The sequence below is a fragment of the Nocardia halotolerans genome (assembly GCF_042650145.1).
GTDB lineage: Bacteria > Actinomycetota > Actinomycetes > Mycobacteriales > Mycobacteriaceae > Nocardia > Nocardia halotolerans.
In genome coordinates, this window is record NZ_JBHSDL010000004.1 from 57,092 (window position 1) to 72,530 (window position 15,439).

Annotated in this window: 13 protein-coding genes, 1 tRNA gene and 1 pseudogene; 13 read left to right on the top strand and 2 right to left on the bottom strand. The window is 67.2% G+C overall.

The window, feature by feature from the left end:
* The first annotated feature begins 94 nt into the window (after positions 1–94).
* The 8 genes and pseudogenes from ACFO5K_RS03235 (at position 95) to polA (ending at position 9,551) form a co-directional block, all read left to right on the top strand.
* Positions 95–181, top strand: a tRNA-Leu gene (locus tag ACFO5K_RS03235).
* Positions 182–347: 166 nt separating this feature from the next.
* Entirely contained in the window at positions 348–965 is a 618-nt protein-coding gene (locus ACFO5K_RS03240) for an ANTAR domain-containing response regulator (protein ID WP_378555629.1), read from the top strand.
* 275 nt (positions 966–1,240) lie between these two features.
* Positions 1,241–2,398, top strand: a complete 1,158-nt coding sequence (locus ACFO5K_RS03245; RefSeq protein ID WP_378555630.1) for a branched-chain amino acid ABC transporter substrate-binding protein — start codon at positions 1,241–1,243, stop codon at positions 2,396–2,398.
* 72 nt (positions 2,399–2,470) lie between these two features.
* Positions 2,471–3,508, top strand: coding sequence for a branched-chain amino acid ABC transporter permease (locus tag ACFO5K_RS03250; RefSeq protein WP_378555631.1), 1,038 nt, complete (start codon positions 2,471–2,473; stop codon positions 3,506–3,508).
* Positions 3,505–4,914 (top strand): branched-chain amino acid ABC transporter permease, encoded by a 1,410-nt coding sequence (locus tag ACFO5K_RS03255; RefSeq protein ID WP_378555632.1) that lies wholly within the window; start codon positions 3,505–3,507, stop codon positions 4,912–4,914. The genes ACFO5K_RS03250 and ACFO5K_RS03255 overlap by 4 nt, the downstream gene beginning before the upstream one ends.
* A 41-nt stretch (positions 4,915–4,955) precedes the next feature.
* Positions 4,956–5,861 (top strand): annotated as a pseudogene (locus ACFO5K_RS03260) (ABC transporter ATP-binding protein); the annotation flags it as partial.
* A gap of 129 nt (positions 5,862–5,990) precedes the next feature.
* Positions 5,991–6,686, top strand: a complete 696-nt coding sequence (locus ACFO5K_RS03265; RefSeq protein WP_378555763.1) for an ABC transporter ATP-binding protein — start codon at positions 5,991–5,993, stop codon at positions 6,684–6,686.
* A 126-nt stretch (positions 6,687–6,812) separates the two neighbouring features.
* A complete protein-coding gene (polA, locus tag ACFO5K_RS03270) occupies positions 6,813–9,551 on the top strand; it encodes a DNA polymerase I (protein WP_378555633.1) in 2,739 nt (912 codons plus the stop codon).
* Between the two features lie 72 nt (positions 9,552–9,623).
* Here polA and ACFO5K_RS03275 read toward each other — a convergent pair whose 3' ends face one another.
* The gene (locus tag ACFO5K_RS03275; RefSeq protein WP_378555634.1) at positions 9,624–9,968 is read right to left on the bottom strand and encodes an LGFP repeat-containing protein; all 345 of its coding nucleotides are present in this window, start codon (positions 9,966–9,968) and stop codon (positions 9,624–9,626) included.
* Positions 9,969–10,131: 163 nt separating this feature from the next.
* On the opposite strand from ACFO5K_RS03275, the gene ACFO5K_RS03280 reads away from it, so the two are divergent.
* Positions 10,132–10,890: an acyl-[acyl-carrier-protein] thioesterase gene (locus tag ACFO5K_RS03280; protein ID WP_378555635.1), complete on the top strand. Its 759-nt coding sequence runs from the start codon at positions 10,132–10,134 to the stop codon at positions 10,888–10,890.
* Positions 10,891–11,248: 358 nt separating this feature from the next.
* On the top strand, positions 11,249–11,671 hold the full coding sequence (locus tag ACFO5K_RS03285; protein WP_378555636.1) for a 2-keto-3-deoxygluconate kinase: 423 nt from the start codon (positions 11,249–11,251) through the stop codon (positions 11,669–11,671).
* A gap of 83 nt (positions 11,672–11,754) precedes the next feature.
* Here the strand turns inward: ACFO5K_RS03285 and trxA are convergent, their stop codons facing one another.
* Entirely contained in the window at positions 11,755–12,132 is a 378-nt protein-coding gene (gene trxA / locus ACFO5K_RS03290; RefSeq protein ID WP_378555637.1) for a thioredoxin, read from the bottom strand.
* A 232-nt stretch (positions 12,133–12,364) separates the two neighbouring features.
* Between trxA and ACFO5K_RS03295 the strand changes: the two genes are divergently transcribed.
* From ACFO5K_RS03295 to ACFO5K_RS03305, 3 genes are all read left to right on the top strand, one after another.
* A complete protein-coding gene (locus ACFO5K_RS03295) occupies positions 12,365–13,444 on the top strand; it encodes an isocitrate/isopropylmalate dehydrogenase family protein (RefSeq protein ID WP_378555638.1) in 1,080 nt (359 codons plus the stop codon).
* A 192-nt stretch (positions 13,445–13,636) separates the two neighbouring features.
* Positions 13,637–14,476 carry an ABC transporter substrate-binding protein gene (locus tag ACFO5K_RS03300; RefSeq protein WP_378555765.1) on the top strand — a complete coding sequence of 280 codons (840 nt, stop codon included), beginning with the start codon at positions 13,637–13,639 and terminating at the stop codon, positions 14,474–14,476.
* Between the two features lies 1 nt (position 14,477).
* A complete protein-coding gene (locus ACFO5K_RS03305) occupies positions 14,478–15,416 on the top strand; it encodes an amino acid ABC transporter permease (protein WP_378555639.1) in 939 nt (312 codons plus the stop codon).
* The last annotated feature ends 23 nt before the right edge of the window (positions 15,417–15,439 follow it).

Genomic DNA, 15,439 nt, shown 5'->3' on the forward strand with positions numbered 1-15,439 from the left:
GCGGTCGGTGACCTGCCGTTGCCGGCGCCGCACGGTGCGGCGAGTACCTCGGTTCGCTTCTCGGCGTGTCGAGACGCTATAGTGACCGCGGTGCGCCGGGTTGGCGGAACTGGCAGACGCGACGGTCTCAAAAACCGTTGTCCGAAAGGACGTGTGGGTTCGAGTCCCACACTCGGCACCACGGCGGAAGCGCGGCATCGGTCGCGCTCCGCGGGGGAGTATCCAGCGCGGGACGCGCGATGTCCTCGCGCTCGGGCTCACCCCCGGTTTCCGACAGCTAGGGGCATTCTGTGCGGAAGCGGAAGGTACTCTTGACATCGGCATCGGAATCCAGAGGGGTCGAACCTATGAGCATGAATGCAGCCGGCGCCGCCGCCGCGCGTGAGGCCGTGGCCAAGCGCGTCGTCGTCGCCGAGGACGAGGCCCTCATCCGTATGGACCTTGTGGAAATGCTCAAGGAAGAGGGATACGACGTCGTCGGCGAGGCCGGTGACGGTCAGCAGGCCGTCGAGCTGGCCGAACAATTGCGGCCCGATCTGGTCATCATGGACGTGAAGATGCCGCGCCGCGACGGCATCGACGCCGCCGCCGAGATCGCGACGAAACGTGTTGCGCCAGTAGTGATTCTGACCGCTTTCAGTCAGCGCGACCTGGTCGAGCGGGCCCGCGACGCCGGTGCGATGGCCTACCTGGTCAAGCCGTTCACCAAGTCGGATCTGGTCCCGGCCATCGAGCTCGCGGCGAGCCGATTCCACGAGATCTCCGCGCTGGAAACAGAAGTCGCGAATCTGTCGGACCGGCTCGAGACGCGCAAGCTCGTGGAACGGGCCAAGGGCGTGCTCATGCAGACCCAGGGTCTGACCGAGCCGCAGGCGTTCAAATGGATTCAGCGCACCGCGATGGACCGGCGCACCACCATGAAGGCTGTCGCCGAAGTCGTACTGGACAATCTCACCCCGCAGTGACGCCGGAACGCACTGCGCCGCTTCGTGTGTCGGAAACCGGAAATCTTCACACAAGCGAAATGACAACGGGGACTACGACCGTGGGCAGTGCGCCGAACATGGCGTGAATGTGATGCAGATCCCACACACCGGCGATATGTTCTGACCGGGCTGAAGGTCATCGGCCCCCTCGGGTTCGCCCCGGGGAGCACAGAACATAGAGGTGAGACGTGCTCAGTTCGATATGGCGCAGTCGCTCGACGCGGGGGGTTCTGGTTCTCGGAGCCGCCGCGTCGTTGGTGTTGTCCGGATGTAGTGACAAGTCGTCCGACGGCGGCGGTGGCGGCAACACCGACCTCTCCATTCAGCCCGTGGTCCAGCTCGATACCGAAGGCAAATCCGTCGCGCAGACCGACGCGGCCGCGGCCGCCGACCCGACCGGCGACGGCAAGGCCGAGTGCGCGCCGCAATCGATCGCGATGGCAGGTCCGCTGACCGGCGCGAACGCCGCGCTCGGCATCAACATCATCATGGGTGTCAAGCTGGCCCTCGACAAACACAACAAGGCCAACCCCGGCTGCCAGGTCGAGGTGAAGCAGTTCGACACCGAGGGCAAACCGCAGCTCGCCAGCCAGGTGGTCCCGACGATCGTCAGCGATCCGAGCATCGTCGGCCTGATCGGCCCGACCTTCTCCGGCGAGACCAAGGCGACCGGCCAGATCCTCAGCGAGGCGGGCATGCCGACGCTCACCGCCTCGGCCACCAACCCCGCGCTCACCCAGAACGGCTGGCAGACCTTCTTCCGTGGCCTGGGCAACGACAATTCGCAGGGTCCGGCGGTGGCCAAGTACCTCACCGACGAAAAGGGCTTCCAGAAGATCTGCGTCGTGCAGGACAACACCGACTACGGTGCCGGCCTGGCACAAGCCTTCAGCACGGCCGCCGGTGCGGCGGCCGACCCGGCCTGCGCGGCCAGTGTCAAGGAAGGTGACAAGGACTTCTCGGCCACGGTGTCGAAGCTGTCCGCGGCCGCGCCCGACGCCATCTTCTACGCCGGGTACTACGCGGAATCGGCGCCGTTCGTGCAGCAACTGCGCTCGGCCGGAGTGAGCGCCACCTTCGTCTCCGCCGACGGCAGCAACGACCCCGAGTTCGTGCGCCAGGCGGGATCGTCGTCGCGGGACGCGTTGCTGTCGTGTCCGTGCAGCCCGGCGCCGGAGCAGTTCGCCGCCGAGTACAAGGCGCTCAACGGCCAGGCACCCGGCGTCTACTCGGTGGAGGGCTACGACCTGGCCACGATCCTGCTCAAAGGCATCGACTCCGGCAAGCTCACCCGGGCCGAGCTCGTGGACTTCGTGCGCGACTACAGCGGCACCGGGATCGCCCGTACGTACCAGTGGGGCGCGACCGGTGAACTGGCCAACATCCAGATCTGGATGTACGAGGTCAAGTAGTTCCCCCGAGCACGTTGCGGTGCGCGTGGCAGTCGATGCCGCGCGCACCGCCGGCCCGACGCGAGAGTGACCATGACATCAGCGGCAACGCTCGGTGTGCCCCTGTCGGTCGCGGGGTCCATCGATTTCAACGTGTCCGGGGTGATCGACCAGTTCTGGCGATTGACCGTGGACGGTCTCACCTACGGATCGATCTACGCGCTGGTCGCCGTCGGCTACACACTGGTCTACGGCGTGCTGCGACTGATCAACTTCGCCCACTCCGAGATCTTCATGCTCGGCATGTTCGGCACTTACGTGGGCCTGGAACTGCTCGGCTTCGCCCCCAGTGGCAACGTGTACTCCCAGGGCGTGGTGCTGACGGTCACCTACCTCGGTCTGGCGATGTTGTTCGGCATGCTGGTCTCGGGCATCGCCGCGATCGGGCTGGAGCGGGTGGCGTATCGCCCGCTCCGGCGGCGCGGCGCGAAACCGCTGGCGTTCCTGATCACCGCGATCGGGATGTCGTTCGTGATCCAGGAATTCGTGCACTACATCCTGCCCAAGATCAGGCCCGGTCTCGGTGGTTCCAACGCGCAGACCGGCATCCGGTTGGTGGAGCCGAAGGTGCAGTTCACCTTCCTCGGTGCCCAGGTGACCAATGTGGCGCTGGTGATCTTCACCGCCGCCATCGTGCTGGCCGCGATCACTGAGATCGTCATCAACGCAACGTCATTCGGTCGCGCCATCCGCGCGGTGGCTCAGAACCCCGACGCCGCCACCCTGATGGGGGTCTCGCGCGAGCGGGTCATCCTGCTGACCTTCCTGATCGGCGGTCTGCTGGCCGGGGCCGCCGCGATGCTGTACACCCTCTACATTCCCACCGGCATCATCTTCTCCGGCGGTTTCATTCTCGGCATCAAGGCTTTCAGCGCTGCCGTGCTCGGCGGCATCGGCAACCTGCGCGGCGCGTTGCTCGGCGGCTTGCTGCTGGGCGTCGCCGAACAGTACGGGCAGATCCTGTTCGGCACCGAATGGCGTGACGTGGTGGCGTTCGTGCTGCTGGTGACCGTGCTGATGTTCCGGCCCACCGGCATCCTCGGTGAAAGCCTGGGGAGGGCACGCGCATGACCGATCTGACGAAAACTCCAGTGGCGCAACCGGAGCGGCGCGGACCCGGCGATGCGATCCGCGGCTGGTGGGCCGGGCTGTCACGGTCGGGACAGTGGGCCGTCGGGGTCCCGGTCATCGCCGCGCTGGCACTGCTACCGCTGTTTCCGCCCCCGATCCTGGACACCCCCGGCGTGAGCTTCGGCGGAGTGATGGCGCAGTTCGCCATGTACGCGCTGATCGCCATCGGCCTGAACGTGGTCGTCGGCCAGGCCGGGCTGCTCGACCTGGGCTATGTCGGTTTCTACGCGGTCGGCGCCTACACCGTCGGCCTGTTGACCAGCCCGAACAGTCCGTGGAACCAAACCGACGGCGGCTGGCTCGAACCCGGCTGGGCGTGGCTGGCCTGTCTGCCGATCGCGGTGGCGGTGACCGCGGTCGCCGGCCTGATCCTCGGCACGCCGACGCTGCGCCTGCGCGGTGACTACCTGGCGATCGTGACGCTGGGTTTCGGGGAGATCGTGCGCCTGATGGCCGACAACCTCGGCGAGGTGACCAACGGCAGCCTCGGACTGTCCGAGATCGCCTACCCGGAATTCGGTGAATCCGAGGCGCACCCCGGCGGTTACTTCTCGCCGGGCAACCTCGGCGACACCGCGAGCCTGAACCCGCTCGAGCGGGCGAACAACGGGACCTGGTGGTTCTGGCTCGGGCTGGCGCTGGTGATCACGGTGCTGCTGATCATCGGCAATCTCGAGCGCAGCCGGGTGGGGCGCGCGTGGGTCGCGATCCGTGAGGACGAGGACGCCGCCGAGATCATGGGCGTGCCGACCTTCAAGTTCAAACTGTGGGCATTCGTGATCGGTGCCGCGGTCGGCGGGCTCTCCGGCGCGATGTACGCCGGTCAGGTCACCTATGTGAACCCCAAACAGTTCGACATCATCTTGTCGATGCTGTTCCTGTGCGCGGTGGTCCTCGGCGGTTCCGGCAACAAACTCGGGGTGCTCGTCGGCGCGTTCCTCATCGCGTATCTGCCGATGCGGTTGCAGTCGGTACAACTGGTGTCGAACGAATCGACCGGCTATCTACTGCTCGGACTCGATCTCGCCCTGGTGCTCGGGCTGTGGCTGCTGTGGCGGTGGCGTCGCGACGCGCTCGGCGTGTGGGGCAGGCGCGTGGTGATCCTCACCGCGATCGTCGCGGTGATCTTCGGAGTGCTGCTGTTCGGCAGTGTGCTGCTGTTCCGGCCGGGCGGCGCACAGACCCTCGGTGACCTGAAGTACCTCTACTTCGGCATCGCGCTGGTGGTGATGATGGCACTGCGGCCACAGGGTCTGTTCCCCGTGCGGCAGAAGCTGCTCGCCTACGGCAGGCAGGTGTACCGGGCCGTGCGCAAGCCGGCCGAACTGATCGGAGTGCGGCGATGACCGGGCCGGGTGCGGGCGACGCGCTGTACGACAACGACGACATGGCGGCCGGGCACCGGCCGCCATCGGAGGCCGAATCCGCGGGCGAGGTCGACGTCGCGGCCGTGCTCCCGGAACTCGGCGACACCGCGGCCGTAGCCGAGGTGGTGGCACCGCATCGCGCCATCGACACCGCCGTCGGTGCGCCGCTGCTGCGCACCGACGGACTCACCGTGAAATTCGGCGGCCTCACTGCGCTCGACGGGGTGAGTTTCGAGATCCGCCGCGGCGAGATCCTCGGCTTGATCGGACCCAACGGCGCGGGCAAGACCACCTGTTTCAACGCCATCACCGGTGTGTACCAGCCGAGCGCGGGCAGCGTGCACTTCGACGGCAGGCCGCTGGCCAAGACCAAACGTAACCAGATCACCCGGCTCGGCATCGCCCGCACCTTCCAGAACGTGCGCCTGTTCGGCGAGATGAGCGCGCTCGAGAATGTGGTGGTGGGCACCGATGCCCGCCACACCACCTCGGTGCTTGGCGCGGTACTGCGCAGCCGAACACACCGGCGCGAGGAACGCGACGCCATCGAACGCGGTATGGCGCTGCTCGAATTCGTCGGGATCGCGCCGCGCGCGGTGGAGAAGGCGCGCAACCTGTCCTACGGAGACCAGCGCCGGCTCGAGATCGCGCGGGCATTGGCCACCGAACCGAAGCTGCTGTGCCTGGACGAACCGGCCGCGGGTTTCAACCCCAGCGAGAAGTCGGCGCTGATGGAACTGATCCGCAAGATCCGCGACGACGGCTACACCGTGCTGCTCATCGAACACGACATGCGCCTGGTGATGGGTGTCACCGATCGCATCGTGGTGCTCGAGTTCGGGCGCAAGATCGCCGACGGTCTGCCGCACCTGGTACGCGAGGAACCAGCCGTGATCGCGGCCTACCTCGGGGTGCCCGACGCGGAGTCGGTGACCGAGGTGGCTGCGCAAGCAGATACCGGCGCCGCGCCGCCACTGACGTCCGCCACCGTGGCGTCGGTGAAAGCCGAGGTCGACGAGACCGTTGCCGCGACACCTCTGCTCGAGGTGCGTGACATGGTCGTGCACTACGGGCGGATCGAGGCGCTGCACGGCGTCTCGCTGTCGGTGTCGCCCGGGGAACTGGTGACTCTGCTCGGCGCCAACGGTGCGGGCAAGACCACCACCATGCGCGCCCTGTCGGGTCTGCTGCCGCTCACCTCGGGGCGAATCTTTTTTCAGGGCAAGGACATCACCGCGATGAAAGCGCACGACCGGGTGATCGACGGGCTCATCCAAGCTCCCGAAGGCCGAGGCGTGTTCCCCGGTATGACCGTGCTGGAGAACCTCGACATGGGGTGCTATGCCCGGCCCTTCGAGCACAAGGCCGAGTACCGGCGGACCCTCGCGTGGATCTTCGAACTGTTTCCGCGGCTCGCCGAACGCCGCAAACAGGTGGGTGGCACGCTCTCGGGTGGTGAACAGCAGATGCTGGCCATCGGCCGGGCTCTGATGGCACGTCCGAAGCTCCTGCTGCTCGACGAGCCGTCGATGGGTTTGGCGCCGATGGTGATCCAGCAGATCTTTCGGATCATCAGTGAGATCAATCGGCAGGGGACCACGGTGCTGCTCGTCGAGCAGAACGCGCAGCAGGCGCTGACTCGCAGTGATCGGGCCTACATCTTGGAAACGGGCGAGGTCACCAAGGCGGGAGTGGGGGCCGAACTGCTGACTGATCCGGCCGTTATGGCGGCTTATCTGGGTGTGGATTGATGGTGCGGGGCAGGAGCCCGAGTGGTGTGGTGTGCGTCATGGCGAAGCTGAGCGGTGTCGTGGGCCGGGCGTGAGGTGTGGCGGGCGCGGCGGCGTTCGTCGGTGTCGGTGGGTGTCCCTACACTCATGCGGGTGAGTTCACCGACGACTGCTCAGGCATCGACAACGACCACCGCGGCCGAGGGGGAGCGGCCCACGTTGCTGCTCATCGATGGGCATTCGGTCGCCTATCGTGCGTTCTTCGCGCTGCCCGCGGAGAACTTCAAGACCGTCACGGGGCAGACGACCAACGCGGTGTACGGGTTCACCTCGATGCTCATCAACCTCCTGCGCGATGAGCAGCCGACCCATGTGGCGGCGGCGTTCGACGTGTCACGCAAGACCTTCCGCACCGAGGCGTACCCGGAGTACAAGGCCAATCGCAGCGCCACCCCGGACGAGTTCCGTGGGCAGGTCGAACTCACCAAGGACGTGCTCGGCGCGATGGGCATCCCGGTGATGGCCATCGACGGCTACGAGGCCGACGATGTGATCGCCACTCTCACCACCCAGGCACAGGCGCAGGGGTTCCGGGTGCTCGTCGTCACCGGTGACCGTGACGCGATCCAGCTCGTCAACGACGACGTCACCGTGCTCTACCCGAAGAAGGGTGTCTCCGACCTCACCCGGTTCACCCCCGAGGAGGTGCAGACCAAGTACGGCCTCACGCCGGCGCAGTACCCCGACTACGCGGCGCTGCGCGGCGACCCGAGCGACAACCTGCCCGGCATCCCCGGGGTGGGGGAGAAGACCGCGGCCAAGTGGATCCGCGAATACGGGGATCTGAACACCCTGGTCGACCGGGTGGACCAGGTGAAGGGCAAGGTCGGCGACGCGTTGCGGGCGAATCTGTCGAGCGTGGTGCTCAACCGTCAGCTCACCGAGATGGTGCGCGAGGTGCCGCTGCCCTACACCCCCGATCAGCTGGCCAAGGCGCCCTGGGATCGCGACGCCATCCACCGGCTCTTCGACGACCTGGAGTTCCGGGTGCTGCGGGACCGGCTGTTCGACACGCTGGGCTCCGCCGAACCCGAAGCAGAGTCGGGTTTCGAGATCAGCGGCGGCGCCCTCGATCAGGGCGCGGTCGCCGACTGGCTGGCCGAGCATGCGAAAGCCGGTGCGCGCCACGGGCTTTCGATCGTCGGCACCGGTACGCCGACGCACGGCGACGCCCGGGCGCTCGGCATCGCCGCCGCCGACGGCGAGGGCGGCTACATCGACCTCACCGTGCTCACCCCGGAAGACGAGACGGCGCTGGCGGCCTGGCTGGCCGACCCGGCCGTGGCCAAGGCGCTGCACGAAGCCAAGTCCGCGGGGCACGCGCTGCGTGGCCGCGGCTTCACCCTCGCCGGAATCACCATCGACACCGCGCTGGCCGCGTACCTGGTGCGGCCGGGGCAGCGCAGCTTCAACCTCGACGACCTGTCGCTGCGCTACCTCAAACGCGAACTGCGCGCCGAGACCAGTGCTGATGCCCAGCTGTCGCTGCTCGACGACGAGGACACCGTCGCCGCCGGTATCGCCCGCGAGGAGATGCTGCGCGCCCGCGCGGTCGCCGACCTCGCCGACGCCCTCGACACCGAACTGGCCGCGATCGAATCGACGCCGCTGCTCATGGAGATGGAGTTGCCGCTGCTCGGCGTGCTCGGTGAACTCGAGCAAGCCGGCATCGCGGTCGATGTCACCCAGCTCGAGAACTTGCAGCAGCAGTTCGCCGACCGGGTCAGCGAGGCCGCCAACGCGGCCTACGACGTGATCGGCAAGCAGATCAACCTCGGCTCGCCCAAACAACTGCAGGTGGTGCTGTTCGACGAGCTCGACATGCCCAAGACCAAACGCACCAAAACCGGGTACACCACCGACGCCGACGCCCTCGAATCGCTGTTCGAGAAGACCGGCCACGCCTTCCTGGAGCACCTGCTCGCCCACCGCGACGCGACCCGGCTGAAGGTGACCGTCGACGGTCTGCTCAAGTCGGTCTCCGACGACGGCCGCGTGCACACCACGTTCAACCAGACCATCGCCGCCACCGGCCGGCTGTCCTCGACCGAACCCAACCTGCAGAACATCCCGATCCGCACCGACACCGGCCGGATGATCCGCGACACCTTCGTCGTCGGCCCCGGCTACACCGAGCTGATGACGGCGGACTACAGCCAGATCGAGATGCGGATCATGGCGCACCTGTCCGGCGACGCGGCCCTGATCGAGGCGTTCAATTCCGGTGAAGACCTGCACACCTTCGTCGCGTCCAAGGCCTTCGACATCCCGATCGCGCAGGTGAGTCCGGAGTTGCGCCGCCGCATCAAGGCGATGTCCTACGGACTGGCCTACGGGCTGAGCTCCTACGGCCTCAGCGCCCAGCTCAAGATCAGCACCGCCGAGGCCAAAGAGCAGATGGAGGTGTACTTCGACCGCTTCGGCGGCATCCGCGACTACCTGTCCGATGTCGTCGCCCAGGCCCGCAAGGTCGGCTACACCCAAACTCTGTTCGGCCGCCGCCGCTACCTGCCCGACCTGGATTCCAGCAACCGTCAGCGCCGCGAGTCCGCCGAACGCATGGCGCTGAACGCGCCGATCCAGGGCACCGCCGCCGACATCATCAAGGTCGCGATGATCAACGTTCACACCGCGATCCGCGAGGCCGGGCTGCGCTCACGCATGCTCCTGCAGATCCACGACGAACTGGTCTTCGAAGTGGCCGAGGGCGAGCGCGAAACGCTGGAAGCCCTTGCCCGCGAGCAGATGTCGGCGGCGATCGAACTCTCGGTCCCGCTCACCGTGTCGGTCGGCACCGGGCGGAGCTGGGATGCCGCGGCGCACTGACGCGGCCCGGACACCACGATGGGCGCCGACCCCGGGGGCCGGCGCCCATCGTGTAGCGACAGGTGCCGCTGATTACGCGTTGACCGTCACGGCAACCGCGTCGTCGGCGATCGAGTAGCTGATCGATCCGTTCTCGAAGTGGCTGATCTTGCCGCCCTCGATGTCCTGCTCGTCGGAGGTCGGGTAGCCCAGCCGGCCGCCGGCGCCGCCGTCGGCTTCCCACGCCTGCCGGATGGCGCCGTACACGGTCTTGGCCCCGGTCGGGAGCGTGAAGTAGATGACGCCGCCGGTGAACTCCTGGAACTTGCCACCGTTGGGGGCGTCCTGCTCGGCCGAGGTCGGCTCACCCAGCGGGCTGGACGCGCCACCGGCTTCGTTGTAGTGATCGCCGATAGCCCCAGTGACTTCAAATGCCATGTCGAACAAATCCTTTCACCAAGCATCAATTGATCTAGCGGCCGCGACGCTACCGCGCCCGCGCCGGTTCCCGGCGGCGACGCGCGGGAGTTCACGAGCCGGTCACAATCGCTCGGGGTCCGCCTCACCCGACTCGCCGGCGCACTGTGGCAGCATCGGCTCCATGACTGCTCCTGTCATCGCCACCCCGCTGCCCACCTGCCCTGACATCGAGCAGGCCTTCGCGAGGTCGTGGCCGGTGCGCCTCGGCGACACCGATGACCAGGATCGCCTGCGTCTCGACGCCGTGGCGCGGTATCTGCAGGACATCGGGTTCGATCACCTGGACGCGGTCGAGGACGGTGACCTGCACCAGGTGTGGATCGTGCGGCGCACCGTGATCGACGTGTACGAGCCGATCATGTTCGGGGACCGGGTGCAGTTGCGCCGCTGGGCCGACGCCCTGTCCAACCGCTGGTGTGACATGCGCATCCAGCTCACCGGCGAACGTGGCGGGCACATCGAGGCGTCCGCGTTCCTGATTCACATCGACCCGGTCGCGGGGCGTCCGGCCCGGATGAGCGACGCGTTCATGGCGCCGATGCTGGCCAGCACCACCGAGCACCGTCTGCGCTGGAAGGCCGCGCTCACCGAACTCGACACCACCGAGGTCGAGACGGTGCCGTTTCCACTGCGCGTCACCGATGTGGACCGCCTGGGCCACGTGAACAACGCGGTCTACTGGGAGGCTGTCGAGGAAAGTCTCGCCGCCCATCCCGGCAGCCGAGCGCTGCCGTATCGCGCGATCGTCGAACACGTGGGCCCGGTGATGATGGGCGACAAGGTGGTGCTGCGCACCAGCGCGCAGGCCGGTGGTCTGCGCCTGCAGATGGATGTCGACGGCTCGGCCCGTGCCCTGGCGGCCATCGAACCCATCGGTTGACGCACGGCGTGGCGTGGATCGCCGCGCGCCGCCGGTGTGTTACTGATCCTGAGCTGCGGTGATGGTACTCACGGGTAGACACGGCGGGCCGATAATCAGGTTGCGGTTTCGCGACGATCGACCTATTCTCGAAACGTGCCGAATCCCGCCGACCGCCTCGCCGCGCTGCTTGTCGCTGACCGCGACCGCGCGGCCGCTGCTGCGCAGACCGCGCAGGCAGCCACACGGCAGATTCTTCTCGTAGTAACCCGCCGTAGCGGGGTCTGATTCGGACCAGCCCCCTCGCTGCGGGCTGATTTCTCTTGTTCTGCTGGTCCCACCTGCCAACGAAGACATCTTCGGGAAGACCTCATCTGCGATGACAATGCTCACCCTGGACCATGCCATGCTCGCCGCCGCTCCGAAAGCGCTGCGCGCCGAGCTCCGTGACCTCGACCCCGCCGAATTCGCCGACCGCTACATCCGCATCGACGGACCGATCGCACTCGGCGAATTCACCTGCTCCGGAATGGATTTCACCGCGACGCTGGAATTCTCCGAGCACCTGCGCACCGTCATCGCGGCCGGTAACCCGGTCGCGGCGATGACCTCGGCCCTCTATGACGAGGGTTACCCGCTCGAGATCCTGCGTTTCCACCAGCGCCGCACCGATGCCGGCACCGCCACCTTCGTGCAGTGCGAGTTCAACGGCAGGCGCGGCTGGGCCGCCGCGATCGCCGCACACGGCGCGGAGTCGACCGTGCGCGCCATGATCGCCGGCCTCAACCTGCTCGCGCGCTGAGCGCACCGCGCTGACCGGCGCGAAACCACGAAGGGTCCGTTCACCTCGAAAGGTGAACGGACCCTTGACGTTCGGTGGGCCGATTATTCGGCGGGCGAGGATTCCTGCTGCTCGGCGATCTGCTTGCGGACCTCGTCCATGTCCAGGCCCTTGACCTGGGTCACGAGATCCTCCAGCGCCGCGGCCGGCAGGGCACCGGGCTGGGCGAACACCAGCACGCCCTCGCGGAAGGCCATGATGGTGGGGATCGACTGAATGTTGGCGGCGGCGGCGAGTCCCTGCTCGGCCTCGGTGTCGACCTTGCCGTAGACGACGTCGGTGTGCTTTTCCGACGAGGTCTCGTAGGTCGGTGCGAAGCTCTTGCACGGGCCGCACCAGTCCGCCCAGAAATCGACGAGGACCACGTCGTTCCCGGTGATGATTTCGTCGAAGTTCTGCTGGGTCAGCGTCTGGGTGGCCATGACGTCCTCTCCTTGTGGGTGTCCTCGGCTGTAACGCCGCGGCGTCCCTCTATCTTCCACCGATCGTGATCGGCCGCAGCCCACCACGGGCCCGCCGGCAGCGAATCCGCACCACAGCGGCGGAAAATTCGTTGCCGGGACCGCAACGGGCGCGTCGCGCCGGACGCGCCGCCCGACTCGCCGCGGCGAGCCCCGCAGCAGTGCGGGCGGCGGCAGGGGTGAGGATGGTCGGGTGAACGGAAGCAACCACAGCGTGCGGCTCGGTCTGATCGACGGCGACGGTATCGGCCCGGAGGTGGTGGCCGCCACCCGCGCGGTCGTCGACGAGGCGGTCGGTGCGGCCGGGCTGGACCCGGTGGCGTGGGTGCCGCTGCTGATCGGGCACGCCGCGATCGCCGCGCACGGTCACCCGCTGCCCGAGCAGACGCTCAGCGCCCTAGACGACCTCGACGCCTGGATCCTCGGCCCGCACGACAACGTCTCCTATCCCGACCGGATGCGGGTGGCGCCCGGTGGCGCCATCCGCAAACGCCTCGGGCTCTACGCCAATATCCGCCCGGCGGCCGCGTTCGCCGGGGTGCGCGCCACGGCGCCCGGGATCGACCTGGTGATCGTGCGGGAGAACAGTGAGGGCTTCTACGCCGATCGCAACATGTTCGCCGGGTCGGGGGAGTTCCGTCCGACCGAGGACGTGGCGATGGCGGTGGCGGTGTTCACCCGCCGGGCCTGCGAACGTATCGCTCACGAAGCGTTTCGGCTGGCACAGGAGCGGCGAAACAAGCTCACCGTGGTGCACAAGGCGAATGTGCTGCCGATGACGACAGGCCTGTTCCGTGACGTCTGTTACGAGGTGGCCGCGCAGTACCCGCAGGTGCGGGTCACCGACGAACACGTCGACGCGGTAGCCGCGCACCTGGTTCGCGCTCCCGGCGACTTCGACGTGATCGTCACCGAGAACCTCTTCGGTGACATCCTCTCGGACCTGGCCGGTGAGCTGAGCGGCTCGCTCGGCATGGCGGCTTCGCTCAACTGCTCCGACGCCAAGGCGATGGCGCAGGCCGTGCACGGCGCTGCGCCGACACTGGCCGGGCACAACCGTGCCAATCCGGTGGCGCTGCAACTGTCGGCGGCGATGTTGTTGCGGTGGTTGGCAGTTCGCCGTCGCGAGCGCGGGCTGACGGAAGCGGCCGACCGGATCACCGGTGCCGTCGCGGCCACGCTGGCGGCGGGTGTGGCCACCGCGGACCTGGGCGGCCTGGCTTCCACCAGCGAATTCACCGAGCAGGTGACCGCCCGCGTACACCGGAGGTGAAGGCACCCCTTTCACATCGGCTGGTGAATCTTCGGCTACTGTCGCACCACGCTGTGTCCGGTTCGCATACATTGCCAAACAGGCGCTGACACGTGGCCGGCGTCGACGTGAAATGTGGAGGCTCCATTGTCTGTTCGAACTGTGCTCGGCCGCGGCGCCGTGCGACTGCTCTGTACCGTTGCCGGTGGCGCGATGGTGTTGACCGGCTGTGCCGAGAACACCGAGGGCGATTCCACCGAAGTGCCCAAGGTGTCGGTGGAGCAGGTCGACGCGCTCGCCGCGACCGTCCCGGACAAGATCAAGCAGGCAGGCAAGCTGGTGGTGGGTGTGAACGTGCCCTACCAGCCGAACGAGTACAAGGACGCCAACGGCGAGATCGTCGGCTTCGACGTGGACCTGTTCGACGCGGTCGCCACCACACTCGGACTGGAAGTCGACTACGTCGAGTCCTCCTTCGAGAAGATCATTCCCGCCATTCAGGCCGGCACCTACGACGTGGGCATGTCCTCGATCACCGATTCACGTGAACGCGAAAAGCAGGTCGACTTCACGACCTATTTCAGCGCCGGAATCCAGTGGGCCAAGCAGACCGGTGCCACCATCGACCCCAACAACGCGTGCGGCAAGAAGGTCGCGGTGCAGGCCACCACCGTCGAGCACACCGACGAGATCCCGGCCAAGAGCGCCCAGTGCGTGGCCGAGGGCAAGCCGCCCATCGATATGAAGGCCTTCGACGAGCAGAGCGCGGCCACCAACGCACTGGTCCTCGGCCAGGTCGACGCGATGTCAGCCGATTCGCCGGTCACCGCGTACGCGATCAAGCAGAGCGAAGGCAAGATCGAGCCCGCCGGCCCGCTGTTCGATTCCGCCCCCTACGGCTGGGCCGTGCAGAAGGGTTCGCCGCTGGCGGTCTCGTTGCAGCAGGCGCTGCAGCACCTGATCGACAACGGCAAGTACGGCGAGATCACCACCAACTGGGGTGTGCAGGAAGGTCAGATCAAGACCTCGGTGATCAACGGTGCAGTGAGCTGACGTGATCGACAAGGACAACACGGTGGAGGTGCCCGGACCGGGCACCGAACCCGAGCCGATCAAAGCGGTCCCGCTGCGCAGACCGGGTCGCTGGATCGCGGCGGCAGTCATCCTCATCCTGGTGGGACTGTTCGCCTACGGTGCCGCGACGAACCCCGCCTACCGGTGGGACACCTACGGCCAGTACCTGTTCGACAGCCGGATCACCGAGGGCGCGATCGTCACGCTGGAGCTGACCGTGCTCGCGATGGCGATCGCGGTCGGCCTCGGCACGATGCTCGCGGTGATGCGCCTGTCGCCCAACCCGGTGCTGCGCACCGCCGCGTGGGTGTACCTGTGGATCTTCCGCGGCACCCCGGTATTCGTGCAGCTGGTGTTCTGGGGCCTGGTGCCCTCGCTGTACAAGCAGATCCACCTGGGTGTGCCGTTCGGGCCACAGTTCTTCGAGTTCGACGTGCAGAACATGCAGGCCGCGTTCCTGTTCGCGGTGATCGGCCTCGGGCTCAACGAGGCGGCCTACATGGCCGAGATCGTGCGCGCCGGCATCAACTCCGTCGGCGAAGGCCAGCGCGAGGCCTCGGTGGCGCTGGGCATGTCGTGGACGCAGACGATGCGCCGCACAGTGTTGCCGCAGGCCATGCGGGTGATCATCCCGCCCACCGGCAACGAACTGATCGGCATGCTCAAGACGACCTCGCTGGTCACCGCGATCCCGTTGAGCACCGACCTGTTCGGTCGTGCCCGCGACATCTACGGCGTGAACTTCCAGCCCATCCCGCTGCTGCTCGTCTGTGCCACCTGGTACCTGGCGATCACCAGCGTGCTCATGGTGGGGCAGTTCTACTTGGAACGGTATTTCTCGCGCGGTGCCACCCGGCAGCTGACGGCCAAGCAGCTGTCCGAACTGGCCACCGCGCAGGCGGCGGTGAAGGCGAAATGAGCGAAGCAGTGACCGCACCTCCG

Bases quoted from the DNA above. Each gene is read 5' to 3' on its own strand.
- ACFO5K_RS03240 (WP_378555629.1), top strand. From the start codon at position 348: ATGAGCATGAATGCAGCCGGCGCCGCCGCCGCGCGTGAGGCCGTGGCC.
- ACFO5K_RS03250 (WP_378555631.1), top strand. From the start codon at position 2,471: ATGACATCAGCGGCAACGCTCGGTGTGCCCCTGTCGGTCGCGGGGTCC.
- ACFO5K_RS03255 (WP_378555632.1), top strand. From the start codon at position 3,505: ATGACCGATCTGACGAAAACTCCAGTGGCGCAACCGGAGCGGCGCGGA.
- ACFO5K_RS03265 (WP_378555763.1), top strand. From the start codon at position 5,991: ATGGTCGTGCACTACGGGCGGATCGAGGCGCTGCACGGCGTCTCGCTG.
- polA (WP_378555633.1), top strand. From the start codon at position 6,813: ATGCGGGTGAGTTCACCGACGACTGCTCAGGCATCGACAACGACCACC.
- ACFO5K_RS03275 (WP_378555634.1), bottom strand. From the start codon at position 9,968: ATGGCATTTGAAGTCACTGGGGCTATCGGCGATCACTACAACGAAGCC.
- ACFO5K_RS03280 (WP_378555635.1), top strand. From the start codon at position 10,132: ATGACTGCTCCTGTCATCGCCACCCCGCTGCCCACCTGCCCTGACATC.
- ACFO5K_RS03285 (WP_378555636.1), top strand. From the start codon at position 11,249: ATGACAATGCTCACCCTGGACCATGCCATGCTCGCCGCCGCTCCGAAA.
- trxA (WP_378555637.1), bottom strand. From the start codon at position 12,132: ATGGCCACCCAGACGCTGACCCAGCAGAACTTCGACGAAATCATCACC.
- ACFO5K_RS03300 (WP_378555765.1), top strand. From the start codon at position 13,637: ATGGTGTTGACCGGCTGTGCCGAGAACACCGAGGGCGATTCCACCGAA.